Source organism: Nonomuraea thailandensis (assembly GCF_024172165.1).
Classification (GTDB): Bacteria; Actinomycetota; Actinomycetes; order Streptosporangiales; family Streptosporangiaceae; genus Nonomuraea; species Nonomuraea thailandensis.
Genome location: NZ_JAMZEB010000002.1, coordinates 4,430,954 through 4,452,241, shown reverse-complemented (window position 1 = coordinate 4,452,241; position 21,288 = coordinate 4,430,954). Strand labels below are relative to the sequence as shown.

General features: G+C 72.6%; 19 protein-coding genes. 10 read left to right on the top strand and 9 right to left on the bottom strand.

The genetic code is table 11. The annotated features are described in order from the left end of the window. The first annotated feature begins 27 nt into the window (after positions 1-27). Genes HD597_RS24000 through HD597_RS23990 form a run of 3 tightly spaced genes read left to right on the top strand, consistent with a single transcriptional unit; the run spans position 28 to position 2,996 of the window. Complete coding sequence (locus HD597_RS24000) at positions 28-1,209, top strand: acyl-CoA dehydrogenase family protein (protein ID WP_253744942.1); 1,182 nt, start codon at positions 28-30, stop codon at positions 1,207-1,209. Between the two features lie 19 nt (positions 1,210-1,228). After that, positions 1,229-1,633 carry an SgcJ/EcaC family oxidoreductase gene (locus tag HD597_RS23995; RefSeq protein ID WP_253744941.1) on the top strand — a complete coding sequence of 135 codons (405 nt, stop codon included), beginning with the start codon at positions 1,229-1,231 and terminating at the stop codon, positions 1,631-1,633. 1 nt (position 1,634) lies between these two features. Then, entirely contained in the window at positions 1,635-2,996 is a 1,362-nt protein-coding gene (locus HD597_RS23990) for an FAD-dependent oxidoreductase (RefSeq protein WP_253759463.1), read from the top strand. Positions 2,997-3,048: 52 nt separating this feature from the next. Here the strand turns inward: HD597_RS23990 and HD597_RS23985 are convergent, their stop codons facing one another. Continuing rightward, entirely contained in the window at positions 3,049-4,191 is a 1,143-nt protein-coding gene (locus HD597_RS23985) for an epoxide hydrolase family protein (RefSeq protein WP_253744940.1), read from the bottom strand. 14 nt (positions 4,192-4,205) lie between these two features. Further along, entirely contained in the window at positions 4,206-5,735 is a 1,530-nt protein-coding gene (locus tag HD597_RS23980) for a 4-hydroxyphenylacetate 3-hydroxylase family protein (protein WP_253744939.1), read from the bottom strand. 136 nt (positions 5,736-5,871) lie between these two features. Between HD597_RS23980 and HD597_RS23975 the strand changes: the two genes are divergently transcribed. Together HD597_RS23975 and HD597_RS23970 are read left to right on the top strand one after the other, a co-directional pair. After that, positions 5,872-6,864, top strand: a complete 993-nt coding sequence (locus HD597_RS23975; protein ID WP_253744938.1) for a methyltransferase — start codon at positions 5,872-5,874, stop codon at positions 6,862-6,864. Then, positions 6,861-8,138, top strand: coding sequence for a cytochrome P450 (locus tag HD597_RS23970; protein WP_253744937.1), 1,278 nt, complete (start codon positions 6,861-6,863; stop codon positions 8,136-8,138). The genes HD597_RS23975 and HD597_RS23970 overlap by 4 nt, the downstream gene beginning before the upstream one ends. A 250-nt stretch (positions 8,139-8,388) precedes the next feature. On the opposite strand, the gene HD597_RS23965 is transcribed toward HD597_RS23970, so the two are convergent. Then, positions 8,389-9,261 (bottom strand): arylamine N-acetyltransferase family protein, encoded by an 873-nt coding sequence (locus HD597_RS23965; protein ID WP_253744936.1) that lies wholly within the window; start codon positions 9,259-9,261, stop codon positions 8,389-8,391. Positions 9,262-9,423: 162 nt separating this feature from the next. On the opposite strand from HD597_RS23965, the gene HD597_RS23960 reads away from it, so the two are divergent. The 3 genes from HD597_RS23960 to HD597_RS23950 are packed head-to-tail and all read left to right on the top strand — an operon-like array spanning position 9,424 to position 12,547. Beyond that, positions 9,424-10,101 (top strand): FkbM family methyltransferase, encoded by a 678-nt coding sequence (locus HD597_RS23960; protein ID WP_253744935.1) that lies wholly within the window; start codon positions 9,424-9,426, stop codon positions 10,099-10,101. Next, positions 10,098-10,973, top strand: coding sequence for an enoyl-CoA hydratase/isomerase family protein (locus HD597_RS23955; RefSeq protein WP_253744934.1), 876 nt, complete (start codon positions 10,098-10,100; stop codon positions 10,971-10,973). The genes HD597_RS23960 and HD597_RS23955 overlap by 4 nt, the downstream gene beginning before the upstream one ends. 8 nt (positions 10,974-10,981) lie before the next feature. After that, positions 10,982-12,547, top strand: coding sequence for a CoA-transferase (locus tag HD597_RS23950; RefSeq protein WP_253744933.1), 1,566 nt, complete (start codon positions 10,982-10,984; stop codon positions 12,545-12,547). Here the strand turns inward: HD597_RS23950 and HD597_RS23945 are convergent. Together HD597_RS23945 and HD597_RS23940 are read right to left on the bottom strand one after the other, a co-directional pair. Continuing rightward, positions 12,519-13,733, bottom strand: a complete 1,215-nt coding sequence (locus tag HD597_RS23945) for a kynureninase (protein WP_253759462.1) — start codon at positions 13,731-13,733, stop codon at positions 12,519-12,521. The genes HD597_RS23950 and HD597_RS23945 overlap by 29 nt on opposite strands. Beyond that, on the bottom strand, positions 13,733-14,518 hold the full coding sequence (locus HD597_RS23940; protein WP_276083003.1) for a tryptophan 2,3-dioxygenase: 786 nt from the start codon (positions 14,516-14,518) through the stop codon (positions 13,733-13,735). The genes HD597_RS23945 and HD597_RS23940 overlap by 1 nt, the downstream gene beginning before the upstream one ends. Positions 14,519-14,700: 182 nt before the next feature. On the opposite strand from HD597_RS23940, the gene HD597_RS23935 reads away from it, so the two are divergent. Then, positions 14,701-15,981, top strand: coding sequence for an acyltransferase family protein (locus HD597_RS23935; protein ID WP_253744931.1), 1,281 nt, complete (start codon positions 14,701-14,703; stop codon positions 15,979-15,981). Positions 15,982-16,042: 61 nt separating this feature from the next. Here HD597_RS23935 and HD597_RS23930 read toward each other — a convergent pair whose 3' ends face one another. The 4 genes from HD597_RS23930 to HD597_RS23915 form a co-directional block, all read right to left on the bottom strand. Further along, on the bottom strand, positions 16,043-16,561 hold the full coding sequence (locus tag HD597_RS23930) for a DUF1579 family protein (protein ID WP_253744930.1): 519 nt from the start codon (positions 16,559-16,561) through the stop codon (positions 16,043-16,045). 77 nt (positions 16,562-16,638) lie between these two features. After that, entirely contained in the window at positions 16,639-17,046 is a 408-nt protein-coding gene (locus tag HD597_RS23925; protein ID WP_253744929.1) for a DoxX family protein, read from the bottom strand. A gap of 17 nt (positions 17,047-17,063) precedes the next feature. Next, positions 17,064-18,557 carry a multicopper oxidase family protein gene (locus HD597_RS23920; RefSeq protein ID WP_253744928.1) on the bottom strand — a complete coding sequence of 498 codons (1,494 nt, stop codon included), beginning with the start codon at positions 18,555-18,557 and terminating at the stop codon, positions 17,064-17,066. 66 nt (positions 18,558-18,623) lie between these two features. Further along, positions 18,624-19,916: an extracellular solute-binding protein gene (locus HD597_RS23915; protein WP_253744927.1), complete on the bottom strand. Its 1,293-nt coding sequence runs from the start codon at positions 19,914-19,916 to the stop codon at positions 18,624-18,626. Between the two features lie 146 nt (positions 19,917-20,062). Here HD597_RS23915 and HD597_RS23910 point away from each other — a divergent pair, with 146 nt between their 5' ends. After that, positions 20,063-21,280 carry an NAD(P)/FAD-dependent oxidoreductase gene (locus HD597_RS23910; RefSeq protein WP_253744926.1) on the top strand — a complete coding sequence of 406 codons (1,218 nt, stop codon included), beginning with the start codon at positions 20,063-20,065 and terminating at the stop codon, positions 21,278-21,280. The last annotated feature ends 8 nt before the right edge of the window (positions 21,281-21,288 follow it).

Here is a 21,288-nt window from a genome sequence, read left to right as displayed (position 1 = left end):
TCCTCGACTGACGTCTGGGAGGACATCGTGTTGGTGACCGATGCTCCGGCGCGGGAAGACCTGGTTCACCGCGCCTCGGAGATCGTGCCCGTCCTGCGCGGGCACGCGGCATGGGCGGAGGAGAACCGCCGGCTCCACGAGGAGTCGATAGCAGCAATGGCCGACGCGGGCGTGTTCAGGCTGAGGACGCCACGCCGCTACGGCGGCCACGAGGCGGACACCCGGACGCTGGTCGAGGTGGCCACCGAGCTGGGCAGGGCGGACGGCTCCACCGCCTGGGTCGCCTCCGTCTACTGGATCCCGACCTGGATGGCCTGCCACTTCCCCGAGGCGGTCCAGGACGAGGTGTTCGCCACGCCGGACGTGCGCATCTGCGGCACGCTCAGCCCGACCGCCATGGCCGCCCGCACCGACGGCGGCATCGTCGTCAACGGCAAGTGGGGCTTCGTCAGCGGCGCGCACCACAGCCACTGGCAGGAGATCGTGGCCGTCATCGTCAGCGAGGACGCGCCGCCCGAGCCGATCATGGCGCTGGTCCCGATGTCGGACCTGCTCGTCATCGACGACTGGCACACCTCGGGCCTGCGCGGCACGGGCAGCGTCAGCACCGTGGCGCAGGACCTGTTCGTCCCCGCCGAGCGCGTCATGCCGCTCGGCGCGATCCTGGAGGGCGCGCACGCCGACGGGGCCAGCGCCGGCTCGCCGATCTACCGGCAGCCGCTGCTCCCCGTGGCCTCCGCCTCCTCCGTCGGCACCGTGCTCGGCCTGGCCGAGGCCGCCAGGGAGGCCTTCTTCGAGCGGCTGCCCCAGCGGAAGATCACCTACACCGGGTACGAGAGCCAGAGCGCCGCGCCGCTGACCCACCTGCAGGTCGCCGAGTCCACCTTCAAGATCGACCAGGCGGGGTTCCACGCCGGCCGCCTGGCCGCGACCGTCGACGACAAGGGCGAGCAGGGCGCCAGGTGGAGCGTCGAGGAGCGGGTGCGGGCCCGCGCCGACCTGGGCGCCGTGTGCAGGCTCGGCAAGGAGGCCGTGGACATCCTGGCCACCGCGAGCGGCGGCTCGTCCATCTACAGCGACGTCCCGATCCAGCGGATCGCGCGCGACGTGCACGCGGTCAACCAGCACGCGCTCATGCACCCGAACACCAACACCGAGCTGTACGGGCGCATCCTGTGCGGCCTCGAGCCCGACACGCTCTACATCTGAAACGCCTGGAGGAGACACCATGACCACCGCACCCGCACACGCCCCCGACCAGGCCGCCGTGGCCGCGCTGCCGCAGCGTGTGATCGAGGCCTGGGCCGCGCACGACGCCGACGCCTTCGCCGCGGTCTTCACCGAGGACGGGTCGATGATCCTGCCGGGCCAGTACCGCAAGGGACGCGAGGAGATCCGCGCGTTCATGACCGCCGCGTTCGCCGGCCCCTACCAGGGCACCAGGGTCACCGGGACGCCCATCGACGTGCGCTTCTTCAACGACGACTGCGGCGTCCTGATCACCCAGGGCGGCGTGCTGGCCCCCGGCGAGAGCGAGGTCCCGGCCGAGCGCGCCATCCGCGCCTCCTGGCTCGTCGTGCGGCAGGACGGGCAGTGGCGGCTGGCCGCCTACCAGAACAGCCCGCGTGACTGAGATGGCCGGCCACGTCGGCGACCGCGCGGTGGTGCTCGGCGGCGGCATGGCGGGCCTGCTGTCGGCCCGCGTGCTGTCCGAGTTCTACACCGAGGTCCTGCTGATCGACAGGGACACCCTGACGGGGGCGAGCGGCCCGCGCAGGGGAGTCCCCCACGGCTGCCACGCGCACGCCCTGCTGGCCCGCGGCCAGCAGATCCTCGACGAGCTGTTCCCGGGCCTGACCGGGCAGCTCATCGAGGCCGGCGTGCCCGCGGGCGACATGGCCACCCGGCTGCGCTGGTACTTCAACGGCCGCAGGCTGCGGCAGGCGCCCAGCGGGCTGGTCAGCGTCTCGGCCACCAGACCCGTCCTGGAGGAGCAGGTCAGGCTCAGGGTGGCGGCCCTGGACAACGTGCGCTTCCTGGAGCGCACCGACATCCTCGGACCCACCACCTCGGGCGCCCGCGTCACCGGCGTGCGGGTGCGCAACAGCGCGGGCGAGGAGGAGAACCTGGCCTCCGACCTGCTGATCGACGCGACCGGCAGGGGCTCGCGCACGCCCGCGTGGCTGCGGGAGCTCGGCTACGACCGGCCGGAAGAGGACCGGGTGAAGATCGGCCTGGCCTACACCACCCGCCACTTCCGGCTGCGCTCCGACCCGTACGGCGACGACCTGTCGATCAACCCGGTGGCCTCCCCGGCCAACCCGCGCGGCGCCTTCTTCCCCAAGCTGCCCGGCGACATGAGCATGCTCTCGCTCACCGGCATACTCGGCGACCACCCCCCGGCCGACTACGACGGCTTCCTGGCCTTCGCCAAGTCGCTGCCCGTCCCGGACGTCTACGAGGCGATCCGGGACGCCGAGCCGCTGGACGACGGTGTCACCTTCACCTTCCCCGCCAGCGTGCGGCGCCGCTACGAGCGGCTGGCCGGCTTCCCCGACGGCCTGCTGGTGCTCGGCGACGGCGCGTGCAGCTTCAACCCCGTGTACGGCCAGGGCATGACCGTGGCCGCCATGGAGTCCATCATCCTGCGGCAACACCTGCGCCAGGGCACGGAGCCCCGGTGGCGCCCGTTCTTCAGGGACATCTCCCGCGTCATCGACGTGCCGTGGGAGATCTCCGCGGGCGCCGACCTGGCCTTCCCCGGCGTGCAGGGGCCGCGCACCCTGAAGGTCCGGCTCGCCAACGCCTACATGGGCCGGCTGCACGCCGCGGCGGCCCGCGACGGCGCGGTCACCGCCGCCTTCATGCGGGTGGCGGGGCTCGTCGACCCGCCCCAGGCGCTCATGCGCCCGGGCCTGATGTTGCGCGTCCTGGCCAACGGCAGGCCCGCCACCGGCGAGGAGACCGTCCAGCCGCTTCCGGTGCTGAGAGGCTGACGGGAAACACGAAAGGCGCCGGCGGTTCCTGCCGCCGGCGCCTTCCGCTGTGTCACGCGAGCGATCGCGCGAACGCCCTGATGTCGCCGACCAGCAGCTCCGGCTGCTCCAGCGCGGCGAAGTGCCCGCCGCGGTCGAACTCGGTCCAATGGGTGATCGTCGGGATGTCCCGGTCGGCGAGCCTGCGGACGGGGACGAAGATGTCCCGGGGGAAGACCGCCACCCCGACGGGCACGGTGATCGGCGGCGGCCGGTGCCCCTCGGCCGCCTGCCGCAGCCCGGCCGCGCCCTCGTAGTAGAACCGGGCCGACGAGCCGGCGGTCGCGGTCAGCCAGTAGATCGACACGTTCGTCAGCATGCGGTCCCTGGCGACGGCGTCCTCGGGCGCCTGGGAGGAGTCCGTCCAGTCGCGGAACTTCTCCACGATCCAGGCGAGCTGCCCGACCGGCGAGTCCGTCAGCGCGTAGGCCAGCGTCTGCGGGCGGGTGGACTGCAGCTTCATGTAGCCGGACAGCTCCTGGTCGAAGCGGGCGAGGCCGCCCAGCCGCTGCTGGTCCGACGGCGACAGGCCCGCCAGCTCGGCGGGGTCGCCGGAGGGGAAGGCCATGAGCATGTTGACGTGCGCGCCGATGACGGACTCCGGGGCCAGCCTGGCCAGCTCCAGGGAGATCACCGCGCCGGCGTCGCCGCCCTGCGCCAGGTAGCGCTCGTAGCCCAGGCGCCGCATCAGCTCCGCCCAGGCCAGCGCCACCCGGTACGGATGCCACCCGGCCTCCCGGGTGTGACCGGAGAAGCCGAAGCCGGGAATGGACGGGATCACCACGTGGAAGGCGGGGCCCTGGTCGCGCGGATCGGTCAGCGGCCCGACGACGTCCAGGAACTCCGCCACCGAGCCCGGCCAGCCGTGGGTGAGCAGCAGCGGGACGGCGTCCGGCCGCGGCGACCTGACGTGCAGGAAGTGCACGGTGGCGCCGTCGATCTCGTCGACGAACTGGGGATGGGCGTTGAGCTCCGCCTCCGCGGCGCGCCAGTCGAAGTCGTGCCGCCAGTAGGTGGCCAGCTCCTTGAGGTAGGTCAGCGGCACGCCGCGCTCCCAGCCGGTGCCGGGCAGCTCGTCGGGCCAGCGGGTGTCGTCGATCCTGCGACGCAGGTCGCGCAGGTCGCCGTCGGGGATCTCGATACGGAACGGCCTCATGCTTCCGCCCTTTCTCAGAGGCTGTCTGTCTGTCGTAACCCGGCGAACGAGGACAGGTCGGGCACCGTCCAGCCGTCCAGGTCGTACTCGCTGAGGCACTGCTCGGCGAGCGCCGCGTACTCTTCGAGCCGGCCGGAGGCCATCTGCCCGAACAGCAGCTCGATCCTGGTGTTCTCGTGGTTGCCGGCGTAGTTGCGCTCGTACAGCTCGTGCCGGCCGCCGAACTCCGAGCCGACGGCGTCCCACAGCAGCTTCATCACCTTGACCCGCTCCTCGGCCCCCGAACCGTCCGAGCCCCGCAGGTACTTGTCGAGGTAGGGGCGGATGTCGGGGTTCTTGAAGTCGGCCGCGCCCGAGTTGACGTAGATGAGGCCGCTGGCGACGTCCTGGAGGATGATCTCCCTGATCCTGGGGTAGCCGATCTGCGTGAACCACCGGTAGGCCATGCCGTACTCCGGGTTGGGCAGCAGCGCGCCGTTCTTCCACGGCACGGGGTTGCGCGCGGCGGCGTCCGACAGCGCCCAGAACAGGTTGCGCCAGGCCAGCACCTCGCCGACCCGGGTCTGCACGCCGCGGAAGTCCTTGGTGCCGGTGATCTCCAGGGCGCGCAGCAGCAGGCCCGCGAGGAACTCCAGCTTGACCGCCAGCCGCGTGCAGCCCTGGAAGGTGAACCGCTCGATGAAGCCCGAACGGCCGGTGAACAGCTGCACCTTGCCCAGGTCGCCGTAGATGAAGACGTTCTCCCACGGGATGAGCACCTGGTCCAGCACGAGGATGCTGTCGTTCTCGTCCAGGCGGGAGGAGAGCGGGTAGTCGAACGGGCTGCCGGTCAGCGCGGCGGCCGCCGTGTAGGAGGGGCGGCAGATCAGCTTGAGCCCCGGCGCGTCCATCGGGACCGTGGCCACCAGGGCGAACTCGCGCTTCTTGACCGGCAGGCCGTAGTGGGCCAGGAAGTTGTAGTGGGTCAGCGCGGAGCCCGTGGCGACCACCTTGGCGCCGCTGACCACCAGGCCGGCGTCGGTCTCGCGCTCGACGTGCACGTACACGTCGCCGACCTGGTCGGGTGGCCGGTTGCGGTCCACCGGCGGGTGCACGATCGCGTGGTTCCAGTACAGGACCTTCTCCTGCGACTCGCGGTACCAGCGGCGGGCGTTGTCGGCGAACGGCGCGTAGAAGTCGGCGTTGGCGCCCAGCGTGCCCAGGAAGGAGGCCTTGTAGTCGGGGCTGCGCCCCATCCAGCCGTAGCTCATCCTGGCCCACGTCGCGATCGCGCGCTGGTCGGCCACCAGGTCCTCCACGCTGCGCGGCGTGGTGAAGAAGTGATGGGTGTAGCCCTCGCCGCCGCTGTCGGTGGGGCAGGTGAGCTGCTCCCGGGTCGCCGGGTCGTGCAGGGCGTCGTAGAGCCTGGCCGTCATCCGCACCGGGTTGTGGAAGGCCGGGTGCTCGGTGACGTCCTTGACCCGGTCGCCGTAGAGGTAGATCTCGCGGGCGTCACGCAGGCTCTCGACGTACTCGCTGCCGGTCATCGGGCGCGTCGCGGGCATCGGCATCTCCCTGCTCCAGACGGCGTTTTCGCCCCTCCAGCCTGGCAGCCGGGCCCGGCCCGGCCATCTCGCGCCGTGCGCAGTTGCGGCACGCTGAAAGGTGCCCGCCCGCGCGCGCCGGTGTGACGATGGCCGCGTGAGCGAGCAACGGCTGTGGGCGCTGGCCCATCTGGGAACTCCGATGGCCCTCCGGGTGGCCGCGACGCTGAGGATCGCCGACCGGCTGGCCACGGGGCCGGGCACCGGCAAGGAGCTGGCAGGCGCGGTGGGCGCGGACCCCGGCGCGCTGGAACGGCTCATGCGGTACCTGGCCGCCAGGGGGGTGTTCCGCAGGGACCCCGCGGGGGCGTACACGCTGACCCCCCTGGGCGAGGAGCTGCGCGAGGACCATCCGGCCGGCATGCGGGCCATGCTCGACCTCGAAGGATGGGAGGGGCGGGCCGAGCTGTCGTTCGCCCACCTGCTGCACAGCGTACGCACGGGTGAGGCGGCCTTCCCCCGGCAGTTCGGCCGCTCCTTCTGGGACGACCTGGCCGCCGACCCGGCCCGCTCGGCCGCCTTCGACGCGCGCATGGCCGCCGAGATGCCCGGCAGGTCGCCGGCCATCGTGGCCGGCTACGACTGGGGCACGCTCGGCCACCTCGTGGACGTCGGCGGCGGCGACGGGTCGCTGCTCATCGCGCTGCTCACCGCCTTCCCCGCCCTTCGCGGCACGGTGCTCGACCAGCCGGAGACCGCGCGGGCCGCGCAGGCGGCGCTGGAGTCGGCCGGCCTGTCGGAGCGCGGACGCGCCGTGGCAGGCAGCTTCTTCGACCCGCTGCCGCCGGGCGCCGATGCCTACCTGCTGTCGTGGATCCTGCACGACTGGAGCGACGACGACGCCCGCGCCATCCTGACGCGCTGCGCCGAGGCGGTCCGGCCGGGCGGCTCCGTGTTCGTGGTCGAGGACTTCGGCCCCGACGGCGAGTCCCCGCGTACGGGGATGGACCTGCGCATGCTCGTGTACTACGGCGGCCGGGAGCGCGGCATCGCCGACCTGCGCCCGCTGGCGCACGACGCCGGCCTGGAGGTCGCCTCGGTGCATCCCGCGGACACGCTGAAGATCGTGCGGCTGGTGGCCCGCGCATGAGCACCGTCGAGGAGACACACGCAGCCATGGCACCGGGCGAGGAGACGCGCGCCGCCATGGCGCCGGGCGAGGCGGTGGCGGCGCTGGTCTCGCGCGCGGGCCGCCGCGACCCGTACCCGCTCTACGAGGCGCTGCGCGCCCACGGCCCGATCGTCCCGGTACGGCCGGGCCTCACCGTCGTCGTCGGGTACGCCGAGATCTCCCGCGCGCTGCGCGACAACCGGCTCCGCGTCCAGGACGCGGCCAGCTACGACGTGATCTACCCGCGCTGGCGCTCGCACTCGTCGCTGCGCGGCTACACCGACTCCATGCTCTACCGCAACCCGCCCGACCACGCGCGCATGCGCCGCCTGGTCAGCAGCGGGTTCACGCCCGCACGCGTCGCCGCCATGCGCGAGTCGGTCGAGCGGATGGTGCACCGGCTGCTGGACAGGCTGGCGGACCTCGGCGCGGGCGGCGCCCCGGTGGACTACATCGCCGAGTTCGCCTCCAGGCTGCCCATCGCGGTCATCAGCGCGCTGATCGGCGTCGCCGAGGACGACCAGCAGTGGTTCCGCGCGATGGCCTCCGACCTGACGATCGCCCTGGAGGGGATCACCAACATCGGCAGGCTCGGCACGGCCGACCAGGCGATGGACGAGCTGGCCGGCTACTTCGGCGACCTCATCGAGCACCGGCGCCGCCATCCCGCCGACGACATGCTGACCGCGCTGGTGCGCGCGCACGACGACGGCGGCGCCGGGCTCGGTCACGACGAGCTGGTCGGCAACCTGATGCTGCTGCTGACCGCCGGCTTCGAGACCACCAGCTTCCTGCTCGGGCACGGCCTCAGGCTGGCCTTCGAGCACCCGCGCGAGGCCGCGCGCCTGCGCGGCGGCGACCCGGACCGGGCCACCGCGTACGTCGAGGAGGTCCTGCGGTACGAGACGCCCGTCCAGGCCACCAGCAGGTGGGCGGAGGCGGGCATGGAGCTCCTGGGCACGCCGCTGGAGGGCGGGACGAAGGTGGTGCTCATGCTGGGCGCCGGCAACCGGGATCCGCGCCGCTTCCCCGGCCCCACCCGCTTCGACCCGGACCGGCCGGACATCCAGCCGCTCAGCTTCGGCGCGGGGCCGCACTTCTGCCTGGGGGCGCCGCTGTCGCGCATGGAGGCCAGGATCGCGCTCCCGCTGCTGCTGCGCAGGTTCCCCGCGCTGGCCGCCGCCGAGCCGCCCGACCACCGGGACCGCTGGGTCGGCCGCGGCCTGCGCCGCTTCCTGATCACGGTCTCCTGAGCCCGCCTCCTGATACGACGCCTGCCCCACGACGCCTGCCCCACGACGCCTGCCCCACGACGCCTGCCCCACGACGCCTGCCCCACGACGCCTGCCCCACGACGCCTGCCCCACGACGCCTGCGCAGTCCGCCACCCGCGGAACCCGGGCGCGCCGCACAACGACGCGCCCGAGGCGCCCGCGGAGAACCGGAGCCCGCAGCCACGAGCCCGCCCCCTTGACGAGGGGGCGGGCTCGAAAGGCACGCCGCTCAGGCGAGCGCCACGGCCGCCTTGCGCCGCTGCCAGGCCTCGTGCGCCCCGCGCACCTTCTCCCACAGCGCGGCCCGGTCCTTGGCGTTGACGTCCCCCAGGTGCAGCCCGAACACCGAGCTGAGCGCGTCGTACCACTCCGCCCGGGTGGCCAGCTCCACCTCGCTCGTCCCCTCACCGCTCACGCGCCGCAACACGCACCCCACCAGCGCGTCCGCGCCGGTGGCGTCGCGGCGCAGCACGACGGCGGCACGCACCAGCCGCGACTCGGGCGAGCTGCACAGGTACGGATGCCACTGCACGAAGTCCACCGCCGTGGCGGGCTCGGTCTCCATGTCGAGCCCGGCGATCGACCCGCGCGGATCGTGGTCGAAGCGCCACCCGCCGGGCTCCACGGCCGAGGCCGACAGCCGGAACTCGAACGGCCCCTGCCGGTAGACGCCCTCGCGCAGCGGCAGCGGCTCCAGCAGCCCGTCGCCCAGCCCGATGTCGACCAGCCAGGACCGGCCTTCCAGGGTGACGCTCAACGCCAGGTGCGGCGCGAAGGAGACGTCGCTCGCCGGGGCCCGCCTGCTGGCCTGCACGCCGGCGCGATGCCAGGTGACCTCGTACCCCAGCGCGGTCAGCAGCGTGGCGAAGGCGCCGTTGAGCTGGACGCAGTATCCGCCGCGCCCGCGCAGGATCCGGTCGATCGACTCGCGCGGATCCAGGGTGATCCTGCGGCCGAGCTGCACCTCCAGCGTCTCGTACGGCACGCGTTCGACGTGCGCGCGGTGCAGCGCGCGCAGCGCGTCCAGCGACGGCTCGCCGGGGTCGCGGATCTCCAGCCGGTCCAGGTACGTGTTCAGGTCACGGTCATGGGGTCGCCGCATGGCTCCTCCACTCGGTCGAGTTCCTCCATCGTGCGCGGGTGGGGAGCCCGGCCGCATCTCGCGGAGTGCTGCCCGTACCCCGCAATACGCAAGATGCGGCGGGCTCCGGGCGTGATCGACGATGACACTGGCCTGAGCCATCCACCGGGAGGAGACGAGCAGATGCGCAACCAGGTGATCGTTCGGGAGCAGGTGACCGCCCGGTGGGAGGAGCACCTGCCCGGCCTGCTCGGACAGGTGGGGGTGCCGGCCCAAGGCGTGGTGCAGGTGGGCGCGCACCGGGGGCAGGAGGTGTCGGCGTTCACGGCGTGCGGGTTCCGCCGCCTGGTCATGATGGAGCCGAACCTCGATCACCTGTCGGCGCTGCGCGAGCAGTTGCGCGTGCACCATCTGGCCGCCGGCCTGCCCGAGCCGGTCGACGGCCACCTGCCGCGCGTGGTGGTGGCAGCCGCGGCGGGCCGCAGGCGCGGCCGGGCCACGCTGAACATCACTCCCTATGACAAGCAGTCCAGCATGCTGGAGCCGTTGCAGCCGATGGCCGTCGTGCGCCAGGTGAGCGTGCCGGTCATCCCCGTCAGCGAGGTGCAGCACGGCTGCAACGTGCTGGTGGTGGACGCCCAGGGCGCCGAGCTGGACGTCCTGGCGGGCACCGACCTGGGCAGGCTGCGGCTGGCGGTGATCGAGGGCAGCGTGTCGGCCCGCTACAGCGGCGGCTCGACGCTGGACAGCATCGCCGCCCACATGACCGGGCACGGCTGGCGCGCGGTGGCCTCGTGGGCGCACGAGCGCGCCGGCGTCGTGGACGTGGCCTGGCTCGCGCCGGAGCCGGCGAGCCCATGAGCCTGCGGCGCGGCCCGGCGGGCGCCCGGCAGGGCGCCCGGGCAGGCGTGCGGGTGAGCCTGCCACGGGAGCACGGCGACGGCGACGGCGACGGCTTCAGCGACGGCACGGGCGCCCGCGCGGGCGACGGTGTGGGCGACGGCGCGGGCGACGGCGTGGCCGTGGTGCGGCTGGACCGGCCGCACGTCCGCAACGCGCTCGGCACCGAGCTGGTGGAGTCGCTCGGCGCCGCGCTCGCCGAGCTGGACGACCACCCCGGCGTGCGCGCGGCCGTGCTGACGGGCACGCCGCCCGGGTTCTGCGCGGGCTCCGACCTGAAGGAGCTGTCCCGCATGAACGGCGAGGCCATGGTGCGGCACGAGGCCGCCACGGGCCGGCTGGCCAGGGACGTCCAGCACCTCGGCATCCCGGTGATCGCCGCGGTCGAGGGCTTCGCCATGGGCGGCGGCTTCCTGCTGGCCACCAGTTGCGACCTGGTCGTCACGGCCGGGGACGCGCGCTGGCACCTGCCCGAGGTCGGCCTCGGCTGGGTGCCGCCCTGGGGCGTGCAGAGCCTGGTCGCCAGGGTGGGGCCCGTGACCGCCAGGCGCCTGGTGTGGGGCGAGCGCCCGCTCACCGGCGGCGAGCTGTACGCGCTGGGCGCCGCCGACGAGCTGACCGCCTCCGGCGAGGCCCTGGCCCGCGCCCTGGAGGTGGCCGCGGGCCTGGCGCGGCTGCCCGCGCACGCGGTCACCTCGGCCAAGCGCGCGCTGTCCGACGCCGTCGGCGAGCGCGCGCAGACCCTGGACGCGCGCACCGCCTGGATGTTCGGCACGGACTGCGGCTCCGAGGCCGCCCGGCGGAGCCTGGCGCGATTCCGTACCCCTGTGTGAGGCGCCCCATGATCGGTAAGGTGTGCGACGCGGCGCAGGCGGTGGCGCTCATCGGCGACCGCCAGGCCGTCGCGAGCACCGGAGTCATCGGCTGGCTCACGCCGGACGCCCTGCTGGCCGCGCTCGGCGAGCGCTACCGGGCCGGCGGCACGCCGCGGGACCTGACCTTCTACTTCCCCTGCGCCACCGGCGACGGCGTGGGCATCCCCGGCATGGACCACGTGGCGGTGAAGGGCCTGATGCGCCGCATCGTGTCGGGCTCGTTCATCAACCCCCGCCACCCGGAGACGGGCGCGCGGCCCGCGCTGACCGAGCTGATCCAGAACGACCTCGTCGAGGCCTACACCTGGCCGATGGGCGCCACCATGCACTGGCTGCGCGAGGTGGCCAGGCGCGGCCCCGGCTACCTGACGCGCGTCGGCCTCGGCACGTACGCCGACCCCCGGCACGGCGGCGGCAGGTTCACCCGCCTGGCCACCGACGACCTGGTCGAGCTCGTCGAGCTGGGCGGCCAGGAGTACCTGTGGTACCCGACCTGGCCGCTGGACGTGGGCCTGATCCGCGCGGGCAGCGCCGACCCGGACGGCAACCTGTCGTTCGAGGACCAGCCGCTGCTGTCGAGCGCGCTGGCGATCGCCCTGGCGGTCAAGGCCTGCGGCGGCACCGTGATCGCGCAGGTGTCGCGGCTGGTGGAGCCGGGGGAGCGGCCGGCGCGCGAGGTGCGCGTGCCCGGCGCGCTCGTCGACCGGGTCGTCGTGGTCCCCGACGCGCCCACCGGCACCGGCGTCCGCGACGACCCCGGCTACCTGGGCCACGTGCCCGGCGCGGTCGCGCGCGTGCCCCGGCTGCCGGCCGGGCCGGACAAGGTCATCGCCCGCCGGGTGGCCAGGGAGGTGCGCAGGAGGGAGACCGCGATCTTCGGGTTCGGCGCCTCGTCGGACGCCGTGCTCGTCATGGCGGAGGACGGCGCGCTGGACGGTGACGGCCTGGACGACTACCTGTTCACCACCGAGCACGGCTCCTTCGGCGGCATCGTGATGAGCGGCTGGCAGTTCTCCGCGAACTACGCGCCGCGCGCGCTGCTCGACGGGCCCGCCCAGTTCGACTTCATCGACGGGGGCGGCTGCCCGTTCGCCGCGCTGGCCTTCGCGCAGATCGACGCGCTCGGCCGGGTGAACGTCAGCCGCTTCGGCGCGGCCAACCCCGGCGCCGGCGGCTTCGTGGACATCGCGCACGGCGCCGCCCGCCTGGTCTTCGCCGGCACCATGACCACCGGCGGGCTCAGGGCGGACTGCGCGGGCGGCCGCCTGCGGATCCTGGAGGAGGGCCGGGTGGCCAAGTTCGTGCCCCGGGTGGACCACGTCACCTACCGGCTGCGCGAGGGGGTCGCCGCCGGCCAGTCCGCCCTGATCGTCACCGAGCGGGCGGTCTTCGACGTCACCGCGGACGGGCTGGTGCTGGCCGAGGTAGCCCCCGGCGTGGACGTCGAGCACGACGTGCTCGCCCACGTCGGCTTCCCCGTCAGCCTGGCACGCGACGTCACGCTCATGGACGCCGCCCTGTTCCGCCCGTGACGGGACGGCCCGCGGTCCGCACGAGGTCGCGGATCTCCTCGGCCAGCAGCTCCGCCGCCCGTTCGAGCTGCTCGTCCGACAGGTACGGCGCGGGCCCGAGCCGCAGGTAGTCGCCCCGGCTGTCGGCCTGCACGCCGCGCGCCGCCAGCCCGGCGCGCAGCCGCCCCGCGTACGGCGAGCGCAACGCCAGGAAGCCGCCGAAGTCCTCGGGCCGCCCCGCCCTGTCCCTGGTCACGAGCTGCTCGGGCACGTCCAGCGCGTCGAACCGGGCCGCCAGCAGCCCCACCTGGCGCAGCGAGACCGCCCGCAGGAACGCGGGCGTGAGCCCCTGCCCGGCGAAGAAGTCGAAGACGCGCGCGGCCCGGTAGTGGCTGGTCGGATCGTAGGTGGCGCCCGCGAACCGCTGCGCGCCCGCGGGGTAGGCGACGCCAGGAGGCTGCTCGCCCGCCAGGTCGCCGAACTCGGAGAACCACCCGGTGATCACCGGCCGCAGCCGGTCGGCGTGGCCGGGCAGCCGCAGGAAGCAGTTGCCCTCGCCGAGCTGCAGGTACTTGTACCCGCCGCCGACCACCCAGGCCTGCTCGATCCCCGCGGTGCCGAACGGCGCCACGCCGAGCGCGTGGTAGGCGTCCACCAGCAGCTCCGCGCCGTGGCGCAGGCACGCCCCGGCCAGCTCGTCCAGCCCGGGCACGATCCGGGCGTCCTCGAACAGCACCGCGGACACCAGCGCCGCCGCGGTCCGGCCGTCCACCGCGCCGGCCAGCCGGGCGGCGAGCGTGCCCGCGGGCCGCGCGGGCACCACGACCACCTCCACCCCCTCCTCGGCCAGCCGGGCGAGCTGCCTGCGCAGCGTGTGGAACTCGCCGTCGGAGGTGATCAGCCTGGGGCGGCGCCGCAGGTCCAGCGCCGACAGGAAGCGCAGCACCAGGTCGTGCGTGCTGGCGCCGAGCGCGAGCTGCGCGTTCGGGTCGCCGAGGAAGCGGCGCAGCCCGTCCCTGACCCGGTCGGCCTGCTTGAACGCCAGGGCCCACTTGCCGTCGGCGTCCCTGGCGGCGTCCATGTACGCGTCGATCTGCCCGGCCAGCGCCACGTCCGGCCAGGCCTGGTGGGAGTGGCCGGTGAGCAGCAGCCGCTCGGAGACGCGGAAGCGGGAGTAGTGCGGCGCGAGCCGCGCGGACTGGTCCATCACATCGCGCTCCTGATCGCCCACAGGTCGGGGAAGCAGGGCGCCAGTGAGCTCATGAGGTAGTGGCCGCCGCTGGAGCCGCCGGTGCCGGGCCGGGCGCCGATCGTGCGCTCCACCATCTTCAGGTGCCGGTAACGCCACTCCTGGACGCACTCGTCCAGGTCCACCATGCGCTCGCACAGCTGCGCGGCGCCCGTGTCGTCCTGATAGACGCGCAGCAGCAGGTCCTGAAGGTCCTGTGACGGCTCCAGATGCTCGGTGACGTCCCTGTAGAGCTTGTCCTTGGGCACCTCGTAGCCGCGCAGGTAGAGGTAGGTGAGCAGGGAGTCGTACAGGGACGGCCTGGCCATCGCGGCCGCGATCCTGTCATGGGCGGGGCTGCCCTCCGGCTGGCCGAGCAGGACGCGCTCGTCGCGCCGCCCGAGCACCGCCTCGATCTCCCTGAACTGCGCCGACTGGAAGCCGCTGCTGGTGCCGAGCTTGCCGCGGAAGGCGGAGAACTGGCCGGGCGTCATCGTCTCCAGCACGTCCATCTGGGCTGCCGCCAGCTTCAGTATCCGCAGGAGCCGGTGCAGGGTGCGCATGGCGTGCGCGGTGAACCCGCCCGCCAGCTCCAGCTGCAGCTCCGCCATCTCGTGCAGCGTCTGCTTGAACCACAGCTCGTACACCTGGTGGATGACGATGAACAACGTCTCGTCATGGCTGTCGGAGACCGGCCGCTGCGCGCCGAGAATTTCGTCGAGGGCCAAGTACGAGGAATACGTGAGAACAGTTTTTTCCGTCATGTGCACAACGGTGCGCCTTCGTGAAAGCCGGCACCATGCCGGTGCGCAGCAGCTACCTGCGCGGAATCGGCCGCTTCCTGCCATTCATCCGAATTCAGCACGCAACGAGATGCGCCCACGAAGAGCGGGGCGTGACGATGGCGCCAGGTCCCATCAGCGAACGGACTGCGAGGAAGCATGCCATGACATCACCGGAAATCATCAGTAATGGCGGTGGCGGCGGAAAACGCGCGCCACGGCTCGACGGCTTGCGCGGATATCTGGCGCTCGGCGTCATCATCGTGCACGTCGCCTTCGCCGCCGGCGTCATCGGCTTCTACGACAAGCCCGCCGACAGCATCTGGGCCGTCCTGGTCCAGGGGTTCAACGTGCTGCTGCCGCCCTTCTTCGTGATGTCCGGACTGCTGCTGTACCGGCCGTTCGCCAGAGCGACCATCGTCGGCACGCCCCGCCCGGCCATCAGGGGCTACCTCATCAAGCGCATGCTGCGCATCCTGCCGGCCTACTGGCTGGTGGCCGTGGCGGCGCTGCTGCTGCTCAACGCCAAGAGCGTGGACGGCATCTGGTACGTCCTCAGCCCGCTCCTGCTCATGCACAACTACGTGCCCGGCCCCGAGCTGGGGTACGCGGGCCTCGAACCCACCTGGACCGTCCCCGCCGAGGTCACCTTCTACCTGGCGCTGCCGATCCTGGCCTGGATCTTCGACAGGTACGCCAGGAAGGCCGACACCCCCGGCGGCAAGGCCCGCCGCCTGATCGTGCCGCTCGCCGTCTTCGTGCTCGTCGGCCTGGCCTGGACCGTCTACACCCACCTGGAGTTCATGGGCCCCTTCCCCTACGAGTACTTCTGGGTGATCGGCTTCACCGGCTTCCTGGCCATCGGCATGGGGCTGGCGATCCTGGCCGCGTACGCGGAGGCCACCGGCACCACGCCGCGCCTCTACCGCGCGGCGCAGCGCCGCCCGCTGCTGTTCTGGCTCGGCGCGCTGGTGGTGTACGTGATCAACTGCATCAGGCCGTTCGGCAAGCCCGGCATGGCCGACTACGCCACCGTGCCGGAGGCGCTGGCGGAGATGGTGCTGTTCCTCGTCTTCGCGCTGCTGATCATCGCACCCGTCGTCATCCCCGGCGTGCGCTCGGCGTTCATCGACGCCGTGCTCACCAACCGGCCGATGCGCTTCTTCGGGCGCATCTCCTACGGCGTCTACCTGTGGCACTTCGTCCTGCAGTACCTGTGGCTGCAGAACGGCAGCATCTTCGGCGCCGCGCCGCTGCCGATGCCCGCGGTGATGGGCAAGGCCGGCTTCTGGGAGCTGCTCGCGGTCGTGCTGGTGGGCACCGTGCTCATCGCCACGGTCAGCTACTACCTGGTCGAGCTGCCCGCGATGCGGCTGCGCGAGCGGCTGGTCTCCTCCGGCCGGCAGCAGGCCGAGTCGCAGGACAGGCCCAAGGTGCCCGCCTGACGGCGCGGGCACACGGAAGTGGCGGCGGGCCCCGGCCCGCCGCCACTTCGTGCTGTGCCGTTCAGCCGGCCTTGGTCATCGTGGCCTCGTAGCCGCCGCCCGGCCACGCCCAGCGGCCCGAGATGGTCGCGCCGTCCGCGCTGAGCACGCCGGTGAAGCCGGCCGGGGAGCCCTCCTCGCCGAACCAGATGCTGAGGTCGCCGTCCTGGAGCTTCCAGGTGTAGGTGAAGGCGTTGCCCGTGCTGTCGAAGTACCGCGAGCGCAGCGCCTGGCCCTCGGCCTCGTAGCCGATGTACTCCACGCCCTTCATCGTGCCGTGCCCGTGGTCCATCTCGTGGTGCTGGACCAGGAAGAAGCCGCCCTCCATCCACTCGAAGGTGAGCCGCCCGCCCAGGGGGTCGCCGGAGTTGAGGTCCTTGCCGGTCATCTCCCAGGCGCCGACGAGCGGCTCCAGGGCCTTGAGCGCGGGGTCGGGAGTGGGCATCTGGTTCTGCGGGTTCTCGGTGACGGTCTCGGTGGCGGTCTCGGTGACGGTCTCGGTGGCGGTCTCGGTGGCGGTCTCGGTGGCGGTCTCGGTCATGTCTCCTCCAGACATCGGATCCTTGCTGGGACAGGCCGACGCCCGGTACGCCGCGTCGCGTACCGGGCGTCACGAGCTCACTTGGCGCCGAAGAAGGCCTTGACGCGGGACCAGCGGCCCCAGACGACCAGGCCGGCGATGACGATCAGGACGGCCTCGATGATCGGCGGGCCGCCGAGGACGAACGCGTTCGTGCCGGCCGCGCAGACCAGCAGCCCGACGAGGCCGAGGGCGGCGACGCCGGTCAGGCGCGGGACCAGCAGGCCGATCGCGCCGGCGATCTCGATGACGGCGACCACGTACCTGAACCACTGGCCGGCGCCGATGGCCTCGAACATGCCGACCATCGTGGGATCGCCGATGAGTTTCAGTACGCCGCCCAGCCCGATCTGGTAGGCCAGGAGAACCTGCGCCACCCAGAGGGCGATGTTCTTGCCGCGGCCCGTCTTCTTCGGCGCCGCGGTGATGCTTTCTGTGGTGCTCATCCAGTCCTCCTTGAGAACTAATTGACGATCTCCATCTGGCCCATCATTCCGAGGGCGGAGTGCTCCAGCATGTGGCAGTGATAGACGTATCGGCCCAGGTGGGAGCCGATGTCGACCTGTAGGCGAACGGTCTCGCCCGGCTGGATGAGTACGGTGTCCTTCCAGCCGCCCTCGCCCGGCAGCGGCGGCTTGCCGTCCCGGGACAGGAGCAGGAAGTGGGAGAGGTGGGTGTGGAAGTTGTGCGGGACGCCGAATCCGGAGCCGCCGACGTTCGTGTCGCTGTTGGTGACCTCCCAGATCTCGGTGGTGCCCCGCCTGACCTGCATGTCCACCCTGGCCGGGTCGAACACCCTGTCGTTGATCAGCGCCCTGATGTTGACCGGGTCCAGGCTGAGCACGAGCTTGCGGTCCTGGACGGCCGTCGGCATCGGCGACATCGGGCGAAGCTGGGCGGGCACCCTGCTGCGGTCGGCGGCCCTGCGTACGACGTCGAAGCGCAGCACCGGGCCGGCCACGTCGTTGAGCGTGACGTGGCCGCCCAGCGGGGCCTGGCCGAAGTCGACGACGATGTCGGCGCGCTCGCCCGACGAGAGCACCAGCCGGTCCACCGGGACCGGCGCGGGCAGCAGACCGGCGTCGGTGGCGATCTGCGTCATCCGCGCCCCGTCGAGCGTCAGCTCGAAGACGCGGTGGGTGGAGCCGTTGAGCAGGCGTAACCGGTACTTGCGCGCGGCGACCTCGAAGTAGGGCTGAGGCTTGCCGTTGGCCAGCAGCGTGGGGCGGTTGTAGGGGTCGGCGGGGTCGAAGACCAGGTTTCCCGCGTCGTCGAACAGCGCGTCACGCAGCATGATCGGCACGTCGTAGCCGCCCGACGGCAGGCCGAGCCGCCGCTCGTCCTCGTCGTCGATCAGGTAGAACCCGTGCAGGCCGCGGTAGACGTTCTCGGCCTCCAGGTGGTGGGCGTGGTCGTGGTACCAGAGCGTCGCGCCCGGCTGGGCGTTCGGGTACAGGTACGCCCTGCCCGAGCCCGGCGCGATCACCTCCGTCGGGTAGCCGTCGTGCACGGCGGCCACGCGCCCGCCGTGCAGGTGCACGTTGGTCTCGTGGCCGAGCTTGTTGTCGAAGGTGATGAGCGTCCTGCGGTTGCGCCGGGCGCGGATGGTGGGCCCGCAGAAGGCGCCGCCGTAGGTGAGCACGGGCGTGCTCAGCCCCGGCAGGATCTGGGCCGTCGCCGGCTGGACGGACATCCGGTAGATGTCGGTGTCGGCGGTCTGCACCGACGGGATGCGGGTGGCGGGCACCGGCATCCTGACGGAGAAGGGGGTAACGGCGGGGCCCGACCTGACCGCGGGGACGCGGCCGGCGTGGTCGTGCGCGGCGCCGTGCATGCGGCCGTGCATGGGGCCGTGCTGCGGCTGCGCGTTCCGCGTGTCCCCGGACTGGACGAACGGGGCCAGCGCGACGCCTCCCGTCAGCCCGCCGAGAACGAGTAAGCGCCGTCGGCTCAACATGGCTGAACTCCTATCGCCAGCTCCGAGGGTGGCATCGCACCCCGGAGCGGTCATCTTCCGTATTGCTCACTTGACGGCCAGCCGCCGCGGCGTCAGCCCGCGGGCGCAGTCGTCGTTGTAGGCGTCGAGCAGGCGCTGCGCCGAGATCGTGGCCTCGGCCAGCCGCGCGCCCGGGTCGGCGCCGCGCAGGACGCCGGCCATGGCGCCCGTCATCTCGTCCTGGATCCCGGCCAGGTCGCCGGCGATCGCGCCGAGCGCGGCGGGCGAGCCGTCGGCCGCGCGGAGCTGGTCGGTGGCCGCCCGGTGGATCGGGTGCCGGTCGTACCAGCCCTCCTGCTCCAGCAGCTCCACCGAGGCGCCGGTGACCGGCAGGAACCCGGCGGCGCGGTGCCACCCGGCCACGTTGCGCGCGTCGAGCAGGTACTGCAGGAACGCCAGCGCGCCGTCCGCCTTCTCGCGCGGCAGCCCGGCGGTGAGCCAGAACGCCTGCCCGGAGACCAGGTGCCCGGCGCGCGGCGCCCCCTCGTTGTGCGGCAGCGGGCAGGCCGCCACCTCGAAGCCCGCCTCGGAGCAGGCGCCCGCGACCATCCCGGCGACGACGGAGGAGGCGATGGTGAAGGCCGCCCGCTGCTCGGTGAAGGCGCGCAGCGTGCCGCCCCAGTCCTCCGGCGTCCCCGTGTCCAGGTAGTGGCCCCGCTCGTGCAGGCGCTGCCACCAGGTGGCGTAGGCCAGCAGCTCCTCGCCGGCCAGGTCCACCTTCTCCGCCCGCCCCGACCTGCCGTTGTCGTGGTCGGCGAGCAGGCCGCCCTGACCGGCCACGGCCTGCTGGACGAGCCAGCCGTGGTTGGCCCAGGTGGCGGGCGAGCCGGTCGCGGCGCAGGCCGACTCCAGCTCGCCCCAGGTGCGCGGCATCGCGGTGACGCCCGCGGCCTCCAGCAGGGCAGTGTTGCCGAGCAGCACCGCCGTGGTCGCGGTCATCGGCGCGGCGACCAGCTCGCCCGCGTAGGTGTAGTAGCCGCGCACGGCGGGCTCCAGGCCGGCCAGCACGACGCGCTCGCCGAGGATCTCGCCTCGGCCGGCGACGGCCCGCTCGATCGGGACGAACAGCGGCGCGCCCGACGGCCCCCGCGTGTCCAGGGCCAGGCGGGTGGCGGTGGCGTAGTACTCGGCGAGGTCAGGGGGCCGGCCGCGCCCGGCCGCCCTGGCCACCTCGGCGGGCAGCTCGCGGAAGCCGTACCCGGTGACCTCGATCCGGTAGCCCGGATGGGCGGCCTCGAAACCGGCGGCCAGCTTCTTGATCGGATCCAGGTAGCCCGGCAGCGGATGCTCCGCGAGCCAGACGTCGACGACCGTTGTCATCGCCTCAGCATGACCACGCCCCCGCGCCCGCACATCTCGTGACGTGCGCTGTTGCGCGAGGCCACACAGCAATTCAGAGGATGAGTGATCCAACAGGGAAATGTGACCCTGGCTCCGAGTCGCATGGCGGCGAATGGAGGAGCACGGTGATCAGTACCCATGACGAGTTCGATGTTGTCGTGATCGGTGGCGGCCCCGGCGGATCGAGCACGGCCGGACTGCTGGCCAAACGTAACCATCGCGTGCTGGTGCTCGAACGCGAGAAGTTCCCCCGCTACCACATCGGCGAGTCGCTGATCACGGGGTCCATGCCCACGCTGGAGGAGCTGGGCCTGCGCTCGCGGCTCGACCAGATGGGCTTCGTCAAGAAGTACGGCGGCACGCTGCTGTGGGGCAAGAACCAGGGCACCTGGGACTTCCGTTTCGCCGAGGCGGCCAACTATGAGCACACCTACCAGGTGCGCCGGGCCGACTTCGACTCCGTCCTGCTGGCCAGGGCCAGGGAGCTGGGCGCGACGGTGCTGGAGGAGGCCACCGTCAAGCACTTCCTGTTCGAGGGCGACCGCATCTGCGGCGTCACGTACACGGTCAAGGGCGACCCGGAGCCGCGGACCGCGCGCTGCCGCATGCTGGTGGACGCCTCGGGGCAGCAGCATGTGCTGGCCCGCCACTTCGACCTGGTCGAGTGGCACGACGACCTGCGCAACATCGCCGTCTGGTCCTACTTCCAGGGCTGCAAGCGCTACGGCGGGACCAGGGCGGGCGACACGGTCACCGAGAACAGGCCGAACGGCTGGTTCTGGTTCATCCCGCTGCACGACGGCACGGTGAGCGTCGGCTACGTCACCCCGATCGACGAGTACAAGAAGTCGGGCAAGAGCCTGGAGGAGCTGTTCACCTCCGAGCTGGCCGCGGCCGAGGAGGTCAGGGCGCTGACCGAGGGCGCCACCCGGGCCGCCGCCTTCCGCAGCATCCGCGACTGGTCCTACACCTGCAAACGCTTCCACGGCCCCGGCTGGGCCCTGGTGGGCGACGCTGCGGCCTTCATCGACCCGCTGCTGTCCACGGGCGTCGGCCTGGCCCTGCGCGGCTCGCTCGGGCTGGCCGGCGCGGTGGACGCCGCCCTGCGAGACCCGGCCTCCGAGGAGCAGGTGCTGGCGCGCTACGAGAAGGACTACCGCACCTTCCTGAACTCCCTGCTGGCCTTCGTGCGCTTCTTCTACGACCGCACCCGCAACAAGGAGGAGTACTGGGAGAAGGCGCAGGAGCTGCTCGACCCGCGCAGGCTGCGCCCGCGGAAGATCGACTTCGCGACGATGCTCTCGGGCGTCTCGGGCGTCCACGACATCTTCCACACCGACTGACGGAGTGC